This window comes from Blastococcus sp. LR1 (assembly GCF_020166105.1).
In the GTDB taxonomy this organism is placed as follows: Bacteria; Actinomycetota; Actinomycetes; order Mycobacteriales; family Geodermatophilaceae; genus Blastococcus.
Genome location: NZ_JAIUJY010000001.1, coordinates 332,255 through 351,286 on the forward strand (window position 1 = coordinate 332,255; position 19,032 = coordinate 351,286).

A 19,032-nucleotide genomic window follows, 5' to 3' on the forward strand; every position below is an offset into this window, starting at 1 on the left:
GGCGATCCTAGAAGGCGCCGCTCGGACGCCCCCGCGCACGACGACGGCCGGCGACCCCGGAACGGGGCCACCGGCCGTCGGTGGGGCGATCGGTTGCTAGCCGGCGATGCGACGGGCGTGGGTGAAATCGCCCTTCATCGCGTCGAAGCTGGCCACCTTGACCGGCTGGCTGGAGGTGGAGGCGTGCACCATCTGGCCGTTGCCGATGTACATGGCGACGTGGCTGGTCGGGCTGTAGAAGAACAGCAGGTCACCCGGCTGCAGCTGGGCCGCGGAGACGCTCTGCCCCATCTGGGCCTGGCTCCGGCTGGAGTGCGGGAGGCTCACGCCGGCCGCCGCGTAGGCGTAGGCGGTCAGACCCGAGCAGTCGAAGGCGTTCGGCCCACCGGCACCCCAGACGTAGGGGTCGCCGACCTGGGCCAGCGCGGTGTCCACGGCCTTCTGCGCAGCGGCGCTGGAGGCCACGACCCCGCTCGGCGCCGCGATGCTCTCGCCACCACCGCCGTGCGCCCGCGCGACCTCGACCCGCTGCGGGGCGGTGAGGGCGTCGTACTGGCGCTGGAAGTCGGCGATGTCCGCCTCGAGCTCTTCCTGGCGGGAGGTGATCTCCTCGACCGTCTCCTGGGCCTGGGCGGCCGCGCTGTCGGCGGCCTCGCGCGACTGCTCGGCTCCCTCAGCGACGACCGAGACCTCGGCGAGCACCTCGTTGGTGTGCCCGGCGATGGCGTCCAGCGTGCCCATCTGGGAGACGACGTCGTCGACGGAGTCGCTGCTGAGCAGCACGTCGAGACGGGAGGTCGCGCTACCGGTGTAGGCGCTGCGGGCCAGCTGCCGGATCTGCCCGTCGAGGGCGTCGAGACGGCGCTGGGCGTCGTCGGCGGCCTCGTCGGCGGCGCGGGCGGCGTTCTGGTGCTGCTCGAGCAGCACCCGCGCCTCGTTGAGCTCCTCGGAGACGACCTCAAGCCGGTGCTCGGCGTCGGCGACCTGGGCGGCAGCCTGGTCGGCGGTGGTCGCCTCGCCGGGAACGGCGGAGGCGGTACCGGGAAGGACGGTGAAGGTCAGCGCGGCGGTGGCGCCGATCAGCAGACTCGTGCGCAGCGGCCCGAAGCGGCGTCCACGAGCGGAGCCGGCCAGACGATCGGTATGGAGCTGTCCAGGGGCGTGCGTCAGTGCGTCAAGGGTCGCCACGAGCGGCGGCTCTCCATTCTTCCTCTACGACCGCCTACCGAGTTAGCTGACGGGTTCGGGCTGGGAAGACTGGCCCTATCCCCCGGGCCGGCGAGCCGGCCGTGGAGGAATTCACCCCAAGACTGCGGTGGGTCCCCGGTTCACTCGGGCGCCAGTGCTGCGCGCCGTGCGTGATTAGGCGGTGCCCGGTCGAGGTCATCCCTCTGCGGATGACGACCGCTCGACTGAACGGCGACGACCCTACGACCGTGATCCGGCTGTGACAAATGGGGGGCGTGATTCGTGTGTGACGTACATCCCGCCTGCTCAGGCGCGCCTGCGCCGTGGTAGGCGTCGACAGGTGTACGTGCCCGGCGCCTCCCGGACGGGGCGCGCGTCAGCCGATCCGACGATCCCGTCCGCCGTCGCCGACGCCGTCGTGATGCCGCAGCGGAGGCACCAGACCGCCCTCCGCCAGCGCCCGCACCGCGCGCCGCTCCACGTCGTCGAAGTCCACGACGACGCCGGGCGGGGGCACGACGACGTCCTCCGCGCTGATCTCCGCGCTGATCTCCGCCGGGCCGCCGCGCGGGCGTCCGGCCATCGGCACCACCACCGGGTCGACCCCCTGCCATCCCGGGGGTGCGCCGAGCAGGACGGTGACCACGCAGTCGGCGCAGCCGGTACCCCGGGCGGTGCAGGTATCGCAGTCGATGAGCATCTCTGGTTCTCCTCCGTGAGTCGTTCCGCACGGTAGGAGGAGCCACCGACAAATTCGGTTCCGCGGAGTCCCGGCCACCTCCGGCTCAGGTGCCGGCGTACTCCCAGTGCCACGGTTCCTCGCGGCCGTTCCCCGGATCGGCCCAGGTCGGGTGCAGGTAGCCGAAGCGGCCGGCGTTGGCGACCATCCAGGCGTATTGCGGCGTCCCGAAGCGCTCGATCCCCCCGCAGAGGTCCACGGCCAGCCCCCAGCCGTGGTTGCTGGTGCCGGGCACGGCGGCCAGCGCCGGCTTGCGCCCGTAGAGGTTCACCTGGCTGGCGTAGGTGCGGTAGGAGTCGGTGATGCAGATCGGGCCACCGAAGGCCTGCGCGTACGCCTGCGACATCGCCCGGTAGGCAGCCGCGGCGTCGCAGCGCAGGGTGTGCCCGGCGGCCCCCAGCGGGCACATCGCGCTCGGCGGGATCAGGCCGTTGGGATAGCCGCCCCAGGACCGGGCGCCGTCGTAGCTCGGTGGGTAGACGGTGTTGCCGCACTCCATGCGGAGCGCGCCGTCGGTCGGCTCGGGGACGTCGACGGCGGTCCGCGCCGGCAGGCTCGGCCGCCCGATGCCCAGCACCTGGTCCCCCGGCAGCGTCCGCACCACCACCGCACCGGCGCGCCCGTCGGCCGCCAGCATCGTCCGCTGGTCGAGTGCGATGCCCACGTGCCCGAGCCCGGCCTCGGGGGTGCCCAGGAAGACGAGGTCACCGGGCAGCACGTCGGCCGGGGCCACCGGCGTCGTCGTGGCGAACAGCTCTCCCTGCGTGTCCGGGAGAGGAATCCCCGCCCGCCCGTACACCGACTGCACCAGGGATCCGCAGTCCCACGAGTCCGGTCCCGCGGTCCCCGGGGCGTACGGCTTGCCCAGCGCCTCCATCGCGGCGCCGACCGCGGTCAGCGTCTCACCGGGCAGCACGAGGACCGAGCTGGGCTGCGCCGGCCGCTGGGCGGCGCCGGCCTGGGCGCCACCGCCGGAGGCGGCCACCGGCACCAACCCCTCGGGAAGCCCCTGTGCCGGGCTCCGGAGCTCGGCCGCCGGCACCGCGGCGAGACCGGCCGCGACGAGCTGGTCGACGTAGGCGCGCCAGTTGGCCGCGGTCTTCTCGTTGACGTCGAGCTGTTCCTGCTGCAGCTGCGCCAGCTGCCCGTCGACCACGTCCAGCGCCTCGTCCAGCTCGGCGGTGACGGCGTCGGCCGCGGCCTCCAGCTCGGCCACGCGGGCGCTCACCTCGTCCGCCCGCTCGGAGGCCTGGTCCAGCGCGGCCCGGGCCCGCTGCTGCTCGTCCAGCGCGGCCTTCCGGTGCTTCTCCGCCACGCCGATGACCTCGGCCGCGTGGGAGTCGACGGCATCCAGGAAACCCATGGCGGAGAGCACGTCCCCCGGGTCACCGCTCTCGAGCAGCAGGGTGAGCCGCGTCAGCGCCCCGCCGTCGCGGTAGACGGCGGAGGCGTACCCCGCGACCGCGCGCTGGTGGACCGAGAGCTCGCTCTGCCTCTCGTCCAGGAGCGCCTGCGCCTCCTCGACCGCCCGCTGGGCCGCGGCCAGCTCCTCACGGGCAGCCGCCACGTCGTCCTGCTGGGCGCGCAGGTCGTCCTGCACCTGCGCGGCCTTGTCCTGCAGCCGGTCGAGGTCACGGCTGTCGAGCACGCCGGAGGTGCCGCCGGGCTGGTCGCTGGGTGCCGCCGACGCCACCCCCGGGGCGACGGAGAGGAGGACGGCGAGCGAGACCGTCGCGAGCGTCAGACCCCTCCGTGTCGGCGGGGCGAACGGGCGCGGCCAGGAGCGCGCGAGCATCGGACCACCTTCGTCGACGGACGGTCGCCCCGTGCGCGACCGCCACCAGCAGGAATGTTGTCCTGCTCACGCCCGAAGTGCCAGGCGGGGCGGCCTCCCCGGCCTCGAACCCCCCTGGACGGGGGACGCCGGGCCCGGCGCGCGTCCCCCGGACTGTCAGCACCCCGACCTAGCGTCCGCCGCGTGCCACCTTCCGTTCCCGCCCCGGGCTACCAGCAGGTCTCGATCGCCGACATCGGGACGCACCTGTCCCAGGTCACCTTCGTCGTGGTCGACCTGGAGACCACCGGCGGCTCCCCGAAGGACAGCGCGATCACCGAGATCGGGGCGGTCAAGGTCCGTGGTGGGGAGGTGCTCGGCGAGTTCCAGACGCTGGTCGACCCGGGGCACGAGATCCCGCCCTACATCAGCGTCCTCACCGGGATCACCTCGATGATGGTCGCCACCGCGCCCCGGATCGACGCCGTCCTGCCGGCCTTCCTGGAGTTCGCGCGCGACGCCGTGCTGGTGGCCCACAACGCTCCGTTCGACCTCGGCTTCCTCAAGGCCGCCTGCGCCGGGACGGGCATCCCGTGGCCGGGCGCGGCCTCGGTCGACACGGCGGTCCTGGCACGGCGGCTGCTGAGCCGCGACGAGGTTCCGAACTGCAAGCTCGGCACGCTGGCGCCCTACTTCTCCGCCAGCACCTCCCCCACCCACCGCGCCCTGGACGACGCCCGGGCGACGGTGGACGTCCTGCACGGTCTCTTCGAGCGGCTGGGCCCGCTCGGCGTCACCACGCTCGAGGAGCTCTCCGGGTTGACCCGGCAGATCGATCCCGAGCGGCGCCGGAAGCGCCACCTGGCCGACGGCGTGCCGCACGGTCCTGGCGTCTACCTGTTCCGCGGACCGCGGGACGAGCCGCTCTACGTCGGCACGTCGACCGACCTCCGCACCCGGGTCCGCAGCTACTTCTCCTCCAGCGAGCAACGCAGCCGGATGACCGAGATGGTGCGCCTGGCGCAGCGGATCGACACCATCTCCTGCGCCCACGCCCTCGAGGCCTCCGTCCGCGAGCTCCGGCTGATCGCCGAGCACAAGCCGCGGTACAACCGCAGGTCCCGGTTCCCCGAGCGGGCGCTGTGGGTGCGGCTCACCGACGAGCCGTTCCCACGCCTCTCGGTGGTGCGCCGCGTCCGGCCCGACGCCGGGGTCTTCCTCGGGCCGTTCCCCGACCGCCGGGCCGCCGACGCCGCCGTCGCCGCCGTCCACGAGGCGCTCCCGCTGCGGCAGTGCACCACCCGCCTCTCCCCGCGGACGCCGACCAACGCCTGCGTCCTCGCCGGCATGGGCCGCTGCGGCGCCCCCTGCACCGGCGCCCAGTCCGTGCTCGAGTACGCCGACGTCGCCGCCGTCTTCGCCGCGGCCGTCAGCTCCGACCCCCGGCCGCTCATGGCCCCGCTGCTGCACCGGGTCGAACGCCTGGCCGCCGAGGAGCGGTACGAGGACGCCGCGGTCCTGCGGGACCGGATCGCCGTCCTCGTGCGGGCCGTCCGCCGCCGCCAGCGCCTGGAGTCGCTCGCCGCCGTGCCGGAACTGGTGCTGGCCCATCCCGACGGCTCCGGCGGATGGGAGCTGTCGGTGGTCCGCTACGGCCGGCTGGTCGCGGCCGGCACCGCACCGAGCGGCTCCACCGTGCGGCGGATGCTGCCGGACCTGCTCACCACCGCCGAGACGCTGCCGGGGACCGACGGCGCCGCGACGACGTCCGTCGACGAGACCGAGCTCGTGCTGCGCTGGATCGAGAAGCCGGGCACCCGCCTGGTCCAGCTCACCGGCACCCTCGCCAGCCCCGCGCCGGGCACCGGCGCCTACAGCGGTTTCCTGGGCCAGGTCGAGGCCGGTCGCACGGAGCGGGATCCGTTCGCCGACGGCCGCTCGCTGAGGACCCGCGCCCGCCCGGAGCGGATAGCATCGCCGGCGTGATCACCGCCATCGTCATGATCGACGCCGCGACGGACTCGATCCCCGAGGTGGCGGGCGCGATCGCCGACCTCGACGGCGTCAGCGAGGTCTACTCGACCGCCGGCGAGGTCGACCTGATCGCCGTCGTGCGGGTCCGCGAGTTCGAGCAGATCGCCGAGGTCATCGCCGGACGGATCAACAAGGTGCCGGGCGTGCTCGAGACCGAGACGCACATCGCCTTCCGCGCCTACTCCAAGCACGACCTCGAGTCCGCCTTCTCGATCGGCTTCGACTCCGGCGACTAGCGCGTCGCCGCGACCGCCTGCCGGCTGACCTCGACCCAGCGGTCGAGGAGCGCAGCCGCACGGCCGTCGTCCACCGCCGCGGCGGCCCGCTCCAGGCCGGCGCCCAGCGCATCGTGCAGCCGCACGTCGCGCTCGTCGAAGGCGGCCAGCGCCGCGGCGGCGTTCAGCAGCACCGCGTCGCGGACCGGGCCCTGCTCGCCCTCCACCACCCGGCGGAAGACGTCGGCGTTGGCACGGGCGTCCCCGCCGCGCAGCGCGTCGGGGCCCGGCGTCGCGATCCCGAGGGCGGACGGGTCGACCCGGTCGGGCTGCACCGTCCCCTCCCGTACGACCCACACGGACGACGTCGTCGCCGTCGTCAGCTCGTCCAGACCGTCGTCGCCGCGGAAGACCAGTGCCCGGGTCCCGCGGGCCGCGAGCACCTCGGCGAGGACCGGTGCCATCCGGGCGTTGGCGCAGCCGATCGCGGCAGCCACCGGGCGCGCCGGGTTGGTGAGCGGACCGAGGAAGTTGAAGACCGTTCCGATGCCCATCTCCCGCCGGGGCGCCGCAGCGAAGCGCATCCCCGGGTGGAAGACAGGGGCGAAGAAGAAGCCGATGCCCGCCTCGCCGACGCAGTGCGCCACGGCCGCGGCAGGAAGATCGATCACCACGCCGAGGGCCTCGAGCACGTCCGCCGCACCGGAGGACGACGACGCGGCACGGTTGCCGTGCTTGGCGACCGGAGCCCCGGCCGCGGCGGTCACGACCGCGGCCATCGTGGAGATGTTCACCGTGTGGGCGCCGTCGCCACCGGTGCCGACGATGTCCACGCAGTCCATCGGCAGCTGCACCGGCGTCGCCTGGGCCAGCATCTCGGCGGCCAGGCCGGCGACCTCCTGCGGCGCCTCGCCCTTCGCCCGCAACGCCACGGTGAAGCCGGCCACCTGCGCCGGCGTCGCCTCCCCGGTCATGACCTCGCGCATCGCCCAGCGGGTGTCCTCGGCGGTGAGGTCCTCCCGGGCGAGGAGACGGTTGAGCAGGCCGGGCCAGGTGTGCGTGCGCGTCACGGGCGTGCGGCCGGACGGCGGATGGAGCTGCGCAGCAGGTCGGCGACCACGCCCGGGGCCACCAGCGCGTCCACCGGGAGCGACAGCGTCGCCTCCGCGCGCGACCAGTGCGCCAGCCACCGGTCCGGCTGGCGCGCGATCAGGAGGCACACCGCAGGCCGGTCGGCGACCTCGACCTCGAGCTGACGCGTGAGCGCGATGCCACCGGTCGGCTGCGCCTCGCCGTCGAGGACGCACAGATCGATGCCTCCGGCGTCGACGACCGAGACGACCTCGGCGGCCGTGGAGCACTCGACCCAGGTGAGCGGGCCGACGTCGGCGGCGGGGCGGCGGCCTACCGCGGTACGGACGGCGTCGCGCACCTCGGGACGGTGGCTGTAGAGCAGCACGGTGGCCGGTGCGGCGGACTTCTCGGCGGCACTCACGTCGCCGAGCCTAGTGCCCGGGGGCGTTGTTGCAGGCCAACACTGCGAGTCGGTATCGAGCTGATCACAACGACGCCACGCCGTCGCCACCCGCAGTCGTGACCGGGGCCTGCCGATGCCATGATGAGCCTCGTGACAACGGCCCCCGTGGCGAGCAGCACCTTCGACACCTCGCGGGTGCACTCCCTGACCCGACCGAACATGGTCAGCGTCGGCACGATCATCTGGCTCGCCAGTGAGCTGATGTTCTTCGCCGGCCTGTTCGCCATGTACTTCACTGCGCGAGCCCGGGCCACCGATGGGTGGCCACCGGAGCCCACCGAGCTGAACCTGCCGTACGCCACGGTCTTCACCGTGATCCTCGTGGCGTCGTCGTTCACCTGCCAGTTCGGCGTCTTCGCCGCCGAACAGGGCAACGTCTACGGCCTCCGGCGCTGGTTCACCATCACCTTCGCGATGGGCCTGGTCTTCGTCCTCGCGCAGATGAACGAGTACCGCGTCCTGGTGGTGGACCACGGGACGACGATCTCGTCGTCCACCTACGGCTCGGTCTTCTACCTGACGACGGGCTTCCACGCCCTGCACGTCATCGGGGGGCTCATCGCCTTCATCTACGTGCTCATCAGATCGACGATGGGCCGTTTCACGCCGGCACAGGCGACCTCGGCGATCGTGGTCTCCTACTACTGGCACTTCGTCGACGTCGTGTGGGTCGGGCTCTTCGCCACGATCTACCTGATCCGCTAGGGAACCGGTGTCCACCACGAACCCGCAGTCCGACGCCCCGACCGACGCCACGGGCCGCCCGGTCGACCGGGCCCGCGTCCGCCGCCGGTCCAAGCAGCGTCGCCGCATCGCCAACGTCGCGGGCCTCATGGCCTCGTTGGTGCTGACCGGCTCGCTCTACTCGGTGCTCGCGCCGGCCCAGGCCGCCGACGACACCACCTCCGAGTCCGCGGCCGAGGCCGCCGGCCGTGAGCTGTACGAGCGCAGCTGCATCACCTGCCACGGCGAGAACCTCGAGGGCGAGGTCAACCGCGGCCCGTCGCTCATCGGTGTCGGCGAGGCATCCGTCTACTTCCAGGTGCACACCGGGCGCATGCCGCTCGTGCGCCAGGAGGCGCAGGCCCCCGACAAGCCGACGATCTTCTCGGACGAGGAGATCGACCAGCTGATGGCCTACGTGCAGGCCAACGGCGGCGGCCCGACCCTGCCCTCGGGCAACCTCCGCGACGGCGACCTGGCCGAGGGCGGCGAGCTGTTCCGGCTCAACTGCGCCTCCTGCCACAACTTCGTCGGCGAGGGCGGCGCGCTCTCCTCCGGCAAGCTCGCGCCCAGCCTGAAGGACACGACCGACCTCGAGCTCTACACGGCGATGCTGACCGGCCCGGAGAACATGCCGGTCTTCGGTGACAACCAGCTCACGCCGGAGGAGAAGCGGTCGGTCATCAACTACATCCAGACCGTCAAGTTCCAGGCGGACCCGGGCGGTGCCGGCATCGGCCGCATCGGGCCGGTCGCCGAGGGCCTGGTCATCTGGGTCGTGGGCATCGGCGCGCTGATGTTCGGAATCTTCTGGATGGGGAGCAAGGCGTGAGCACGCACGACACCCGCCCCGGTTCGGCCGGCGGCGCGGACACCCCGGGACCGTTGCACGGCGGCCCGGACGAGGACTACACCCCGGAGCAACTCGCGGCCATGAGCCGCGAGGACCTGGACATGCTGGGCGCCCGCTACGACGGCGTCGAGATCCTGCACGTCGACCCGGGCCCCGAGCCCGGGTCCCGCATGGAGAAGCGCGCCGTCCGCCAGGTCGGCTGGACCTTCGCCGGCGCCGGCATCGCCGCGCTCCTGTTCCTGGTCGTCTACGCCGGCTCGGGCTGGTTCCTGCCGGAGTGGAACTGGGCCACCGAGGGCACGACCTGGAGCGCGATGTTCAACCCGCTCCTGGGTCTGTTCATGGGGCTCGCGTTCACCCTCGCGGGCGTGGGCCTGGTGCTCTACACCAAGAAGCTCCTCCCCCACGAGACCGCGGTGCAGGACAAGCACGACGGCTCGCACTTCGACCGCGTCACCACCGGCGCCACCCTGGTCGGTGGCCTGCACAACAGCGGCCTGCAGCGGCGCAAGCTGCTCACCCGTTCGCTCGGCTTCATGGGGGCCGCCTTCGGCCTCATGCTCATCGCCCCGCTCGGCGGCATGATCAAGAACCCGAACAAGGGCAACCCGCTGGGCCGCACCAACTGGGCCGAGGGTGTGCGGCTCCTCCGCGACAACGGGACCCCGATCCGTCCCGGTGACCAGCAGCCCGGCTCCCTGGAGACGGTCTTCCCGGCCGTCCCCGGCGGGAACCTCCAGTCCGACGCGGCGACCATGCTGATCCGCCTGCGCCCGGAGCAGCTGGCCGCCGACCGCCCCAAGGAGGGGCAGGAGGAGTTCGGCTACGGGGACTACGTCGCCTACTCCAAGATCTGCACGCACGCCGGCTGCCCGGTGTCGCTGTACGAGCAGGAGACCAGCCGGATCCTCTGCCCGTGCCACCAGTCGCAGTTCGACGTCACGCAGGGCGCCAAGCCGGTCTTCGGCCCGGCCACGCGCTCGCTGCCGCAGCTGCCCATCACTGTCGACGACGAGGGCTACTTCGTCGCCCGCAGCGACTACATTGAAGCCGTAGGACCCACCTACTGGAACCGGGAGCGCATCTGATGGCTGCTACCGCCACGGCGCCGGGCGCGCCGACCTCCCGGCTGGGCAAGGCCGCGACCGAGTTCGACGACCGGCTGATCGTCGCGGGGCCCGTGCGCCGCACGCTCAACAAGGTCTTCCCCGACCACTGGTCGTTCCTGCTGGGCGAGATCGCGCTCTACGCCTTCATCATCGCGCTGCTCTCCGGCACGTACCTGACCTTCTTCTTCGACGCCTCGATGACCGAGGTCCCGTACGAAGGCGAGTACGACCCGCTCCGCGGCACCGAGATGTCGGCGGCCTACGCCTCCGCGCTGGACCTGTCGTTCGACGTACGCGGTGGCCTCTTCATGCGCCAGATGCACCACTGGGCGGCGCTGCTGTTCGTCGCCGCGATCGTGGTGCACCTGCTGCGCATCTTCTTCACCGGCGCGTTCCGCCGGCCGCGTGAGAGCAACTGGCTCATCGGTGTCGTGATGCTGGTGCTGTCGCTGCTGATGGGCGTCACCGGCTACACCCTCCCCGACGACCTGCTCTCCGGCACCGGCCTCCGGATCATCAGCGCGATCCTGCTGTCCATCCCCGTGATCGGCACCTGGGCGCACTTCGCGATCTTCAACGGCGACTTCGTGGGCACCGAGATCATCGGGCGCTTCTACATCGCCCACGTGCTGATCTTCCCGGCGATCCTGCTCGGGCTGATCGCGGTACACCTGCTGATCCTGGTCAAGCAGAAGCACACCCAGTTCCCCGGCCCCGGCCGCACCGAGCACAACGTGGTCGGCAACCGGCTCTTCCCAACCTTCGCGGGCAAGGCCACCGGCCTGCTGCTGGTCTGCTTCGGCGTCGTCTCCGCACTCGCCGGCCTGGTGCAGATCAACCCGATCTGGCTCTGGGGCCCGTACAACCCGGCGCAGGTGTCCGCGGCGTCGCAGCCGGACTGGTACATCGGCTTCCTCGACGGCTCGACCCGCATCTTCCCGGCCTGGGACATCAACCTCCCCGGCGACTACACGATCCCGGCGCTCTTCTGGCCGACCGTCGTCGTGGCCGGAGCGATGTTCACGGTCCTCGCGCTCTACCCGATGATCGAGCGCAAGGTCACCGGCGACACCGCGTCGCACCACCTGCTGCAGCGTCCGCGTGACGTCCCCGTCCGCACGTCGCTCGGCGTCATGGCCCTGACGTTCTACTTCTGGCTCATGCTCGCCGGTGGGAACGACGTCATCGCCGACAAGTTCGACATCAGCCTGAACGCGATGACCTGGATCGGACGTATCGGCGTCATCGTCCTGCCGCCGATCGCCTACACGCTCACCTACCGCATCTGCCTCGGTCTGCAGCAGCACGACCGCGAGGTGCTGGAGCACGGCATCGAAACGGGCGTCATCCGTCGCCTGCCGCACGGTGAGTTCATCGAGGTCCACCAGCCCCTCGGGCCGGTTGACGAGCACGGCCACGGCCAGCTCGCCTACGGCGGTGCTCCGGTGCCGAAGCGGATGAACCACGTGGGCGGCGCCCGGCGTGCCATCCGCGGGTTCTTCACACCGATCGAGTCGCCTGCCGCAGTGGAGCTCGAGCAGCAGCGCGACGGTCGGGAGCTCGCCGCCGGCGAGACGACGCGGGAGCTCACCGGCTCCGGTCGCCCCTCCGACGGTGGCCGCCCCTCCGACGGTGGTCGCCCGCAGGACGCACGCGACTGATCGACCGCTGAACAGAAGGGCCCCGGTGGATTCCACCGGGGCCCTTCTGCATGTCCGGACGACCTCACCTCGACGTCCGGCGGGCCGGATGACTGCGGCCCCCTCCCCCGCGCGGCCAGCTGCGCTCGGCCCACCCCCGACGCCGGGGGCCGGCCCCTGGGGCACACCGGTCGGCGATCAGCGCGGTCGGCCACTGTCCGGCTCGGCAGGTCAGTCGGCCCACTCCTCTGCACGGGGCGAGGCCCGTCGCGGGCGTCCAGGACGATGCGGTACGCGGCAGCTGCGACTGGAGGTCCCGGGCCAGCCGCACCGTCAGCGGACTGCCTGCCCGGAACTCCGTCGCCCGCGAGCTCGTCACGGGATCGTGGTCCCAGGCTTCTGTCCAGGCTCGGAGGCGCTCGATGGGCGGGCGCGACACGCCGAGAGCCATCAGGTGCTCGGCGCCGAGGTTGCCGACGTCCTCGTTGTCGGGGCCATGCCAGACCGGCATGTCCGCGCCGTGCTCGGGGAACAGCGTGAGCCCTGGCCGCTGCTCCTCGGCGCCCTCTTCCTCCACCGCGCCAGTGTGCGGACTCGGGCAACCAGGTTCTCCTTCCGCCCCGGCCGAGGACCTCTGTCGTCGCTCGTGACCGCTCCCCCGCTGCACGGCCCTGCCACGTTGCCCAGGAGCGGCATCACGAGGTGCACGGCATCCCCGCGAAGCACCTCAGGTGGGAGAAACGTCGAGGGCCCCTACCGCCGGGTGGCGGTAGGGGCCCTCGAGGAGCGTGCGAGCGATCAGCTCTGCCGTGCGTTCTGCCCAACATGGAACTCGAAGAGCAGTCCGCCGACGGTGATCAGCAGTGCGGCGGTGGCGATCAGGATCAGCCAGGCGTAGAAGAACGCCAGCGCCAGACCCATGAGCGCCGCGGACAGCGCCAGGGTGAACGGCCAGTAGCTGGCCGGCGGGAAGAAGCCCAGCTCCCCCGCGCCCTCGGCGATCTCTGCGTCCTTGCGGTCCTCGGGTCGCGCGTCGATGCGGCGCGACACGAACCAGAAGAAGCCACCGATGAGCCCGGTCAGGCCACCGGACAGGGCGAGCGCCGTGGTGCCGATGGGCTCCCGGGACCACAGTCCGTAGACGATCGCTGCCACGATGCAGAACACCGTGATCAAGTTGAAGATCAGCGCCTCGACCTTCACGGCCGTGCCTCCTCGTGCGTGTTCCCCGTGCGGGGAGCGGGAGCGTCAGTCACCAGCGGACTGCTGCTGGTCGACGTTCTTGTTCTGCGCCAGGTCCAGCGGCGTCGTCGTGCCGGCGTCACCGGGCTGGCCGATCGACTCGAGGGCCTCGTACGTGCCGAGGCCCGACTCGCGAGCGTCCAGGTATGCGTCGTACTCCTCGCCGGAGACGGCGCGCACCTCGAAGTTCATGTACGCGTGGTAGGTGCCGCACAGCTCGGCGCACCGGCCGACGTAGGCACCCTCCTCCTGGACGGTGACCTCGAAGACGTTGTCGCGGCCGTTCTCGTTGCCGGGGATCACATCGAGCTTGAAGAGGAACTCGGGAACCCAGAACGAGTGGATGACGTCGGCGGACGCCACCTGGAACCGGATCGAGCGCTCGGTGGGCACCACCAGGATCGGGATCTGGTTGGTGGTGCCGACGGTGCTGACCGGCTCGCCGTCCTCGCCCTCGGTCTCGGGGTAGACGAACTCCCAGTTCCACTTGAACGCGTTGACCTGGATCGTCTCGTCCGGGTCCGCGCTGCGCTCCATCACCTTGTTCTGCGTCACCACGGTGAAGAAGAACAGGCCGGCGATGATGATGAACGGGATGACCGTGAGCACGATCTCCAGCGGGAGGTTGTACGCCGTCTGCCGCGGGAGCTCGTCGCCCCGCTTGCGGTGCCGGATGATCGAGTAGCCGATCAGACCCCAGACGATGAAGCCGACGATCAGGGCGGCGATCACCGACCCGGTCCACAGCTCACGCATCGCGGTGGCCTCTTCGGTGATCCCCTCGGGCCAACCGAAGCGCCAGAATTCGTTGTTCGGCATCTCGCATCCGGTGAGGGTCAGAACCCCCAGGAGACCGAGCGCGGCCAGCCGCGCGAGCCTGCTGCCTCGAGCCACTGCTCGCTGCCTCCTCGTCCTCCGCCCGGGTCCCGGGCGGTCGTTCCAGCGGGTCCTCCACCGGTGTTCGGCGGAGTGCATCCACGCCGATCACAGTGTGGGCCGAGACTAGCCGACCCGCCTCCGGGGCCGACCACCGGAGACCGTTTGCGGCGGGTCGCGACCACGTCCGGACCTCCGACGGCCCGGGATCCCGTGGGCAACCCCGCTCCCCCCGCGCGAGCCCGGCGGCCGGCCCGGGCGCGGCGGTTAGAGTCGGGTGCGTGTACACCCGGCTCCTGACCCCGAAGTGGGTGTTCCTGCACCTGCTCGTGACCGCTCTGTTCGTCGCCACGTTCTTCCTCGGTTACTGGCAGCTCAGCAAGGCCGAGGCCGGCGGTGGCGCGGTGAACTGGAGCTACGCGTTGCAGTGGCCGCTCTACGGATTCATGGGCCTGTGGTTCTACGTGCGGATGGTGCGCGACGAGCTGAGCCGCGATCCGGACGCCGACGACCCGGGCAACGCCGTCGTGCTCTACCAGCGCCCCCGGATCGACACGACCGGCGACCCCGAGCTCGCCGCCTACAACGCCTACCTCGCCGAGCTCAACGAGCGGGCGCTGGGACAGAGGAGCAGCAATGGCCGGTGAGCAGCCCACCCGCGCCGCCGGCCGCGACGTGCCGACGGCCCTCACCCGCTACCGGGTCATGGCCAACGTCGTCGGCGTGCTCCTGATCGCCCTGATCTTCGTGGCGGTGCCGCTCAAGCACTTCGCCGACGTCCCGGGGCCGGTCGCCGTCCTGGGCACGGCGCACGGCTGGCTCTACGGCCTCTTCTTCCTCGCCACGGTGGACCTCGCCCTGCGCGCCAAGTGGAGCCTCAAGGGCTTCGCCATCACCGTGATCGCCGGCACGGTGCCGGTGCTGTCCTTCTTCGCCGAGCGACGCGCCACCGCCACGATGCGCGCCGGCGAGCGCGTCTGACCCTCACGGTCCGCCACCCCCTCGAGATCCCGGAGTCCCGCGCCTCATGTGTGGCCTGATCGCCTACTTCTCCACCGACGCCGACCGCGTCGACGACGGCACGGTCGAGGCGGTGCGAGCGGCGCAGAACTGCGTCCGCCACCGCGGCCCGGACGAGAACGAGGCCTGGTGGGACAACCGCGCGGTCTTCGGGTTCAACCGGCTGTCCTTCATCGACATCGAGCACAGCCACCAGCCGATGCCGTACCTGGACGGGCGATACCGGATCGTCTTCAACGGTGAGATCTACAACTACCTGGAGCTCCGCGAGGAGCTGAAGGCCGCGGGCGCGACGTTCGCCACCGAAGGTGACACCGAGGCGATCGTCGCGGGCTACCACCTCTGGGGCGAGGACGTCGTCCCGAAGCTGCGCGGGATGTTCGCCTTCCTCATCTGGGACACCCAGGAGAGGACGGTCTTCGGCGCCCGCGACCCGTTCGGCATCAAGCCGCTGTTCACCGCCCGGCTGGCCGACGGCGGGCTCGTCTTCAGCTCCGAGAAGAAGGCCGTCCTCGAACTGCTCGGCGGCAGCGAGGCTGCCGGCGGGGTGGACGCCGCGTCGCTGCAGCACTACCTGACGCTGCAGTACGTCCCGGAGCCCGCGACGCTGCACCGCGGCATCCGCCGGATCGAGAGCGGCACGAGCTTCACCGTCGTCGACGGCGAGCTGACGACGAAGCGCTACTTCCACCCGACCTTCCCGATCCGCCCGGTCGCGAAGGACGAGCAGCAGGCGCTCTACGACCGCATCGCCGACGTGCTCGACGACTCGGTCCGCATGCACATGCGCGCCGACGTCACCGTCGGGTCCTTCCTCTCCGGTGGCATCGACTCGACCGCCATCGCGGCGCTGGCGAAGCGGTACAACCCGAAGCTGCTGACCTTCACCACGGGCTTCGAGCGCCACGGCTTCTCCGAGATCGACGTCGCCGCAGAGTCCGCCGAGGCGATCGGCGTCGAGCACATCACCAAGGTGGTGACGCCGGAGGAGTTCGCCGAGTCGATCCCGCTGGTGGTCTGGTACCTCGACGACCCGGTCGCCGACCCGGCGCTCGTGCCGCTGTACTTCATCGCCCGCGAAGCCCGGAAGCACGTGAAGGTGGTGCTCTCCGGCGAGGGCGCCGACGAGCTGTTCGGCGGCTACAACATCTACCGGGAGCCGCTGTCCCTGGCCGCCTTCGAGAGGCTGCCCAAGGGCATCCGCCGGGCGCTGGGCTCACTGTCGACGAGGCTCCCCGACGGGATGCGCGGCAAGGACCTGCTGCGCCGGGGCTCGATCCCGCTGGAGCAGCGGTACTACGGCAACGCCCGGCTGTTCCGCGACGACGAGCTCGGCTTCCTGCGCACCCGTGACCCCGATCTCTCCCACGTCACCGTCACCCGGGAGCTCTACGAGCGGACCCGCGCCGCCGGCTACGACGACGTCACCGCCATGCAGTACGTGGATCTCTTCACCTGGCTGCGCGGCGACATCCTGGTCAAGGCCGACAAGATGACCATGGCCAACTCGCTGGAGCTGCGGGTGCCGTTCCTCGACCCCGAGGTATTCCGGGTGGCGTCGACCATCCCGGTGGACCAGCGCGTCACCAAGGAGACGACGAAGTACGCCCTGCGCCGCGCGCTGGAGCAGATCGTGCCCGCGCACGTGCTGAACCGCCGCAAGCTCGGCTTCCCGGTGCCCACCCGCCACTGGCTGGCCGAGGACCTGCACGACTGGGCGCGGCAGGTGATCGAGGACAGCGGCACCGACGAGTGGCTGGACTCTTCTCAGGTCCTGGCGATGCTGGCCGCGCACCGGGCGAACCAGCGCTCGGGCTCGCCGGTCGACTACTCGCGCAAGCTCTGGACGCTGCTGGTCTTCATGATCTGGCACGGCATCTTCGTCGAGGGGCGCATCCGCCCGGAGATCCCGGCGACGGTCTACCCCGTTCGGTTGTAGACGCGACAGAGCCCGGCCCCTCCGAAGAGGAGCCGGGCTCTGCACTGTCGTCCCGAGTGGAGGCCCGGAGGGTCTCCTGCGAGAGGACGAAGACGTGGCTCAACGCGTCCGGGGACGGCAATTGGCCGCGGTGCGATCCGGAGGATCGCGATGTTCTAGCTGAAGCTGTCCCCGCAGGCACAGGAGCTGCCCGCGTTGGGGTTGTCGATCGTGAAGCCCTGCTTCTCGATGCTGTCGACGAAGTCGATCGTGGCGCCACCCAGGTACGGGCCGCTCATCCGGTCGACGATCACCTCGACGCCACCGAAGTCGTAGGTCTGGTCGCCGTCGAGGAACCGCTCGTCGAAGAAGAGCTGGTACCGCAGACCGGAGCAACCGCCGGGCTGGACGGCGATGCGCAGACGCAGGTCGTCGCGACCCTCCTGATCCAGCAGAGCCTTGACCTTGGAGGCCGCGGGGTCGCTCAGCACGACGCCGGTGGCCGCAGTGTCCTGCACCGTCATATTCCTGTCCTCTCCCTCCGAGGTGTACGCGCATGCGCGTGTCATCCCGGACGAACACCGCCCGGACGACTCCTCTTCCCGTGCGCACCACTGTACGGCTCCGGCCGCGACATCCGAGGCCTCGTTGCTCACACACGTAGACTTCCGTGCCGTGAAGCTCCGCCTGCCCGGCCGCCGCGACCCCGCCACGAAGCCCGACGCCACCCCTGGCGACGCGGGCGAGCTGACCGAGCAGCTGGTCCGGGCCGGCAGCAAGGGGCGCCCGACGCCCAAGCGCAGCGAGGCGCAGGGCCGGCGGCAGGGCCCGCCCCCGCCGCCGCCGACCACGCGCAAGGAGGCCTACAAGCGCCAGCGCGAGCAGATCGCGGCACGTCGCGCCGAGGGGCGCCAGGGCGCGGCCCGCGGTGACGAGTCCTACCTGCCGGCGCGCGACCGCGGCCCGGTGCGCAAGCTCGTCCGCGACGTCGTCGACAGCCGCCGCAACATCGGCAGCCTCTTCCTGGCCGTCGCGGCCGTCGCCCTGGTGGGCACGTTCGTGCCGAGCCTGACGGTGAAGGGCTACTCCAGCTTCGTGCTCTTCGGCTTCTTCATCCTGCTGATCATCGACTCGGTGGTGCTGGGCCGGAAGATCAAGCGGACTGTCACCGCCCGCTTCCCGGACCAGGACCACAAGATGAAGGGCCTGGTCTGGTACGGCATCAGCCGCTCGACCATGATCCGCAAGTGGCGCTTCCCCAAGCCCGAGGTCGCGCTGAACGCCGAGGTCTGACAGCGGACCCGGCCGGGCCCGCTGATGCGCGTCACGCTGCTGGGCACCGGGTCCGCCGACGGCTGGCCCAACCCCTGGTGCGACTGCCACTCGTGCAGTGACGCCCGCCGGCGCGGGCAGCTGCGCCGTCCCACGTCGGCGCTGGTCGACGGCGTCCTGCTGCTCGACCTCTCCCCCGCGCCACCACCGGTCGAGGTCTCGCTCACCGGCGTCCGCACGGTGCTGGTCACCCACGACCACCCCGACCACTGCGCCCCGCTGGTCCTGCTCGCCCGGCAGTGGGTGCGGCGCGACGAGCCGCTCACCGTCGCCGGGCCGTCGCCGGTGCTGGACGCCGTCCGGCCGTGGCTGGCGCCCGACGACCCGGTCGACCTCGTGGCTCTGGGCCCCGGCGACCGGCTAGAGCGGCACGGGTACTCCGTGCGTGCTCTCGCGGCCGCGCACGAGGTGCCGACGGTGCTCTTCGACGTCACCGGCCCCGACGGCGGCCGGCTGCTCTACGCGACCGACACCGGGCCACTGCCGCCGGAGACCGTCGAGGCGACCGACGGCGCCGGCTACGACGTCGTCCTGCTCGAGCAGACCTTCGGGGACCACCTCACCCACGGCACCGGGCACCTGGACCTGGCCACCTTCCCTGAGCAGCTGGAGCGGCTGCGCGCGGTCGGTGCAGTCACCGCAACGACCGACGTGGTCGCCGTGCACCTCAGCCACCACAACCCGCCGTCGCCGCTGCTCGCTCCCCGGCTGGCCGCGCACGGCGCCCGGGCCGTCGACGACGGGACGACGGTGACCGCCGGGGTCCTCGGCCCCTCGCAGGGGCCCGCCGCGAGCCTGCGAGCGGTGGGGGGCGAGGGGTCCGTCGACTAAC

The 19,032-nt window shown here is 71.7% G+C and carries 19 protein-coding genes and 1 riboswitch; of the genes, 11 read left to right on the forward strand and 8 right to left on the reverse strand.

What is annotated here, in order from left to right; all coding sequences use genetic code 11:
- Nucleotides 1-96: 96 nt before the first annotated feature.
- From LBW97_RS01595 to LBW97_RS01605, 3 genes are all read right to left on the reverse strand, one after another.
- Complete coding sequence (locus LBW97_RS01595) at nucleotides 97-1,188, reverse strand: C40 family peptidase (protein ID WP_224497656.1); 1,092 nt, start codon at nucleotides 1,186-1,188, stop codon at nucleotides 97-99.
- Nucleotides 1,189-1,205: 17 nt separating this feature from the next.
- Nucleotides 1,206-1,379, reverse strand: a riboswitch (cyclic di-AMP (ydaO/yuaA leader).
- Between the two features lie 185 nt (nucleotides 1,380-1,564).
- The gene (locus tag LBW97_RS01600) at nucleotides 1,565-1,888 is read right to left on the reverse strand and encodes a hypothetical protein (protein ID WP_255600386.1); all 324 of its coding nucleotides are present in this window, start codon (nucleotides 1,886-1,888) and stop codon (nucleotides 1,565-1,567) included.
- 85 nt (nucleotides 1,889-1,973) lie between these two features.
- Nucleotides 1,974-3,722: an NlpC/P60 family protein gene (locus LBW97_RS01605; RefSeq protein WP_224497657.1), complete on the reverse strand. Its 1,749-nt coding sequence runs from the start codon at nucleotides 3,720-3,722 to the stop codon at nucleotides 1,974-1,976.
- A gap of 183 nt (nucleotides 3,723-3,905) precedes the next feature.
- Here LBW97_RS01605 and LBW97_RS01610 point away from each other — a divergent pair, with 183 nt between their 5' ends.
- Together LBW97_RS01610 and LBW97_RS01615 are read left to right on the forward strand one after the other, a co-directional pair.
- Nucleotides 3,906-5,687, forward strand: a complete 1,782-nt coding sequence (locus tag LBW97_RS01610; RefSeq protein WP_224497658.1) for a DEDD exonuclease domain-containing protein — start codon at nucleotides 3,906-3,908, stop codon at nucleotides 5,685-5,687.
- Nucleotides 5,684-5,971 carry an Lrp/AsnC family transcriptional regulator gene (locus LBW97_RS01615; protein ID WP_224497659.1) on the forward strand — a complete coding sequence of 96 codons (288 nt, stop codon included), beginning with the start codon at nucleotides 5,684-5,686 and terminating at the stop codon, nucleotides 5,969-5,971. The genes LBW97_RS01610 and LBW97_RS01615 overlap by 4 nt, the downstream gene beginning before the upstream one ends.
- Here LBW97_RS01615 and trpD read toward each other — a convergent pair.
- Complete coding sequence (gene trpD, locus LBW97_RS01620) at nucleotides 5,968-7,020, reverse strand: anthranilate phosphoribosyltransferase (protein WP_224497660.1); 1,053 nt, start codon at nucleotides 7,018-7,020, stop codon at nucleotides 5,968-5,970. The two genes, LBW97_RS01615 and trpD, sit on opposite strands and share 4 nt — an antisense overlap.
- The gene (locus LBW97_RS01625; RefSeq protein ID WP_224497661.1) at nucleotides 7,017-7,445 is read right to left on the reverse strand and encodes a hypothetical protein; all 429 of its coding nucleotides are present in this window, start codon (nucleotides 7,443-7,445) and stop codon (nucleotides 7,017-7,019) included. The genes trpD and LBW97_RS01625 overlap by 4 nt, the downstream gene beginning before the upstream one ends.
- Nucleotides 7,446-7,568: 123 nt before the next feature.
- Between LBW97_RS01625 and LBW97_RS01630 the strand changes: the two genes are divergently transcribed.
- The 4 genes from LBW97_RS01630 to LBW97_RS01645 are packed head-to-tail and all read left to right on the forward strand — an operon-like array spanning nucleotide 7,569 to nucleotide 11,833.
- Nucleotides 7,569-8,192, forward strand: a complete 624-nt coding sequence (locus LBW97_RS01630; protein ID WP_224497662.1) for a heme-copper oxidase subunit III — start codon at nucleotides 7,569-7,571, stop codon at nucleotides 8,190-8,192.
- A gap of 7 nt (nucleotides 8,193-8,199) precedes the next feature.
- Nucleotides 8,200-9,042, forward strand: a complete 843-nt coding sequence (locus LBW97_RS01635) for a cytochrome c (RefSeq protein ID WP_224497663.1) — start codon at nucleotides 8,200-8,202, stop codon at nucleotides 9,040-9,042.
- A complete protein-coding gene (locus tag LBW97_RS01640; protein WP_224497664.1) occupies nucleotides 9,039-10,151 on the forward strand; it encodes a ubiquinol-cytochrome c reductase iron-sulfur subunit in 1,113 nt (370 codons plus the stop codon). The genes LBW97_RS01635 and LBW97_RS01640 overlap by 4 nt, the downstream gene beginning before the upstream one ends.
- On the forward strand, nucleotides 10,151-11,833 hold the full coding sequence (locus LBW97_RS01645) for a cytochrome bc complex cytochrome b subunit (protein WP_224497665.1): 1,683 nt from the start codon (nucleotides 10,151-10,153) through the stop codon (nucleotides 11,831-11,833). The genes LBW97_RS01640 and LBW97_RS01645 overlap by 1 nt, the downstream gene beginning before the upstream one ends.
- Nucleotides 11,834-12,610: 777 nt before the next feature.
- Here LBW97_RS01645 and LBW97_RS01650 read toward each other — a convergent pair.
- Nucleotides 12,611-13,015, reverse strand: a complete 405-nt coding sequence (locus tag LBW97_RS01650; RefSeq protein WP_224497666.1) for a cytochrome c oxidase subunit 4 — start codon at nucleotides 13,013-13,015, stop codon at nucleotides 12,611-12,613.
- A gap of 45 nt (nucleotides 13,016-13,060) precedes the next feature.
- Entirely contained in the window at nucleotides 13,061-13,873 is an 813-nt protein-coding gene (gene coxB / locus LBW97_RS01655; RefSeq protein ID WP_224497667.1) for a cytochrome c oxidase subunit II, read from the reverse strand.
- 338 nt (nucleotides 13,874-14,211) lie between these two features.
- On the opposite strand from coxB, the gene LBW97_RS01660 reads away from it, so the two are divergent.
- Genes LBW97_RS01660 through asnB form a run of 3 tightly spaced genes read left to right on the forward strand, consistent with a single transcriptional unit; the run spans nucleotide 14,212 to nucleotide 16,889 of the window.
- On the forward strand, nucleotides 14,212-14,577 hold the full coding sequence (locus tag LBW97_RS01660) for a metalloprotease (protein WP_224497668.1): 366 nt from the start codon (nucleotides 14,212-14,214) through the stop codon (nucleotides 14,575-14,577).
- Nucleotides 14,567-14,911, forward strand: coding sequence for a DUF3817 domain-containing protein (locus LBW97_RS01665; RefSeq protein ID WP_224497669.1), 345 nt, complete (start codon nucleotides 14,567-14,569; stop codon nucleotides 14,909-14,911). The genes LBW97_RS01660 and LBW97_RS01665 overlap by 11 nt, the downstream gene beginning before the upstream one ends.
- Nucleotides 14,912-14,957: 46 nt before the next feature.
- Complete coding sequence (gene asnB, locus LBW97_RS01670) at nucleotides 14,958-16,889, forward strand: asparagine synthase (glutamine-hydrolyzing) (RefSeq protein WP_224497670.1); 1,932 nt, start codon at nucleotides 14,958-14,960, stop codon at nucleotides 16,887-16,889.
- A 155-nt stretch (nucleotides 16,890-17,044) separates the two neighbouring features.
- Here the strand turns inward: asnB and LBW97_RS01675 are convergent, their stop codons facing one another.
- Entirely contained in the window at nucleotides 17,045-17,392 is a 348-nt protein-coding gene (locus LBW97_RS01675; protein ID WP_224497671.1) for an iron-sulfur cluster assembly accessory protein, read from the reverse strand.
- Nucleotides 17,393-17,543: 151 nt separating this feature from the next.
- On the opposite strand from LBW97_RS01675, the gene LBW97_RS01680 reads away from it, so the two are divergent.
- Together LBW97_RS01680 and LBW97_RS01685 are read left to right on the forward strand one after the other, a co-directional pair.
- Entirely contained in the window at nucleotides 17,544-18,161 is a 618-nt protein-coding gene (locus tag LBW97_RS01680; RefSeq protein ID WP_224497672.1) for a DUF3043 domain-containing protein, read from the forward strand.
- Between the two features lie 24 nt (nucleotides 18,162-18,185).
- On the forward strand, nucleotides 18,186-19,031 hold the full coding sequence (locus tag LBW97_RS01685) for an MBL fold metallo-hydrolase (RefSeq protein WP_224497673.1): 846 nt from the start codon (nucleotides 18,186-18,188) through the stop codon (nucleotides 19,029-19,031).
- Nucleotide 19,032: the final 1 nt, after the last annotated feature.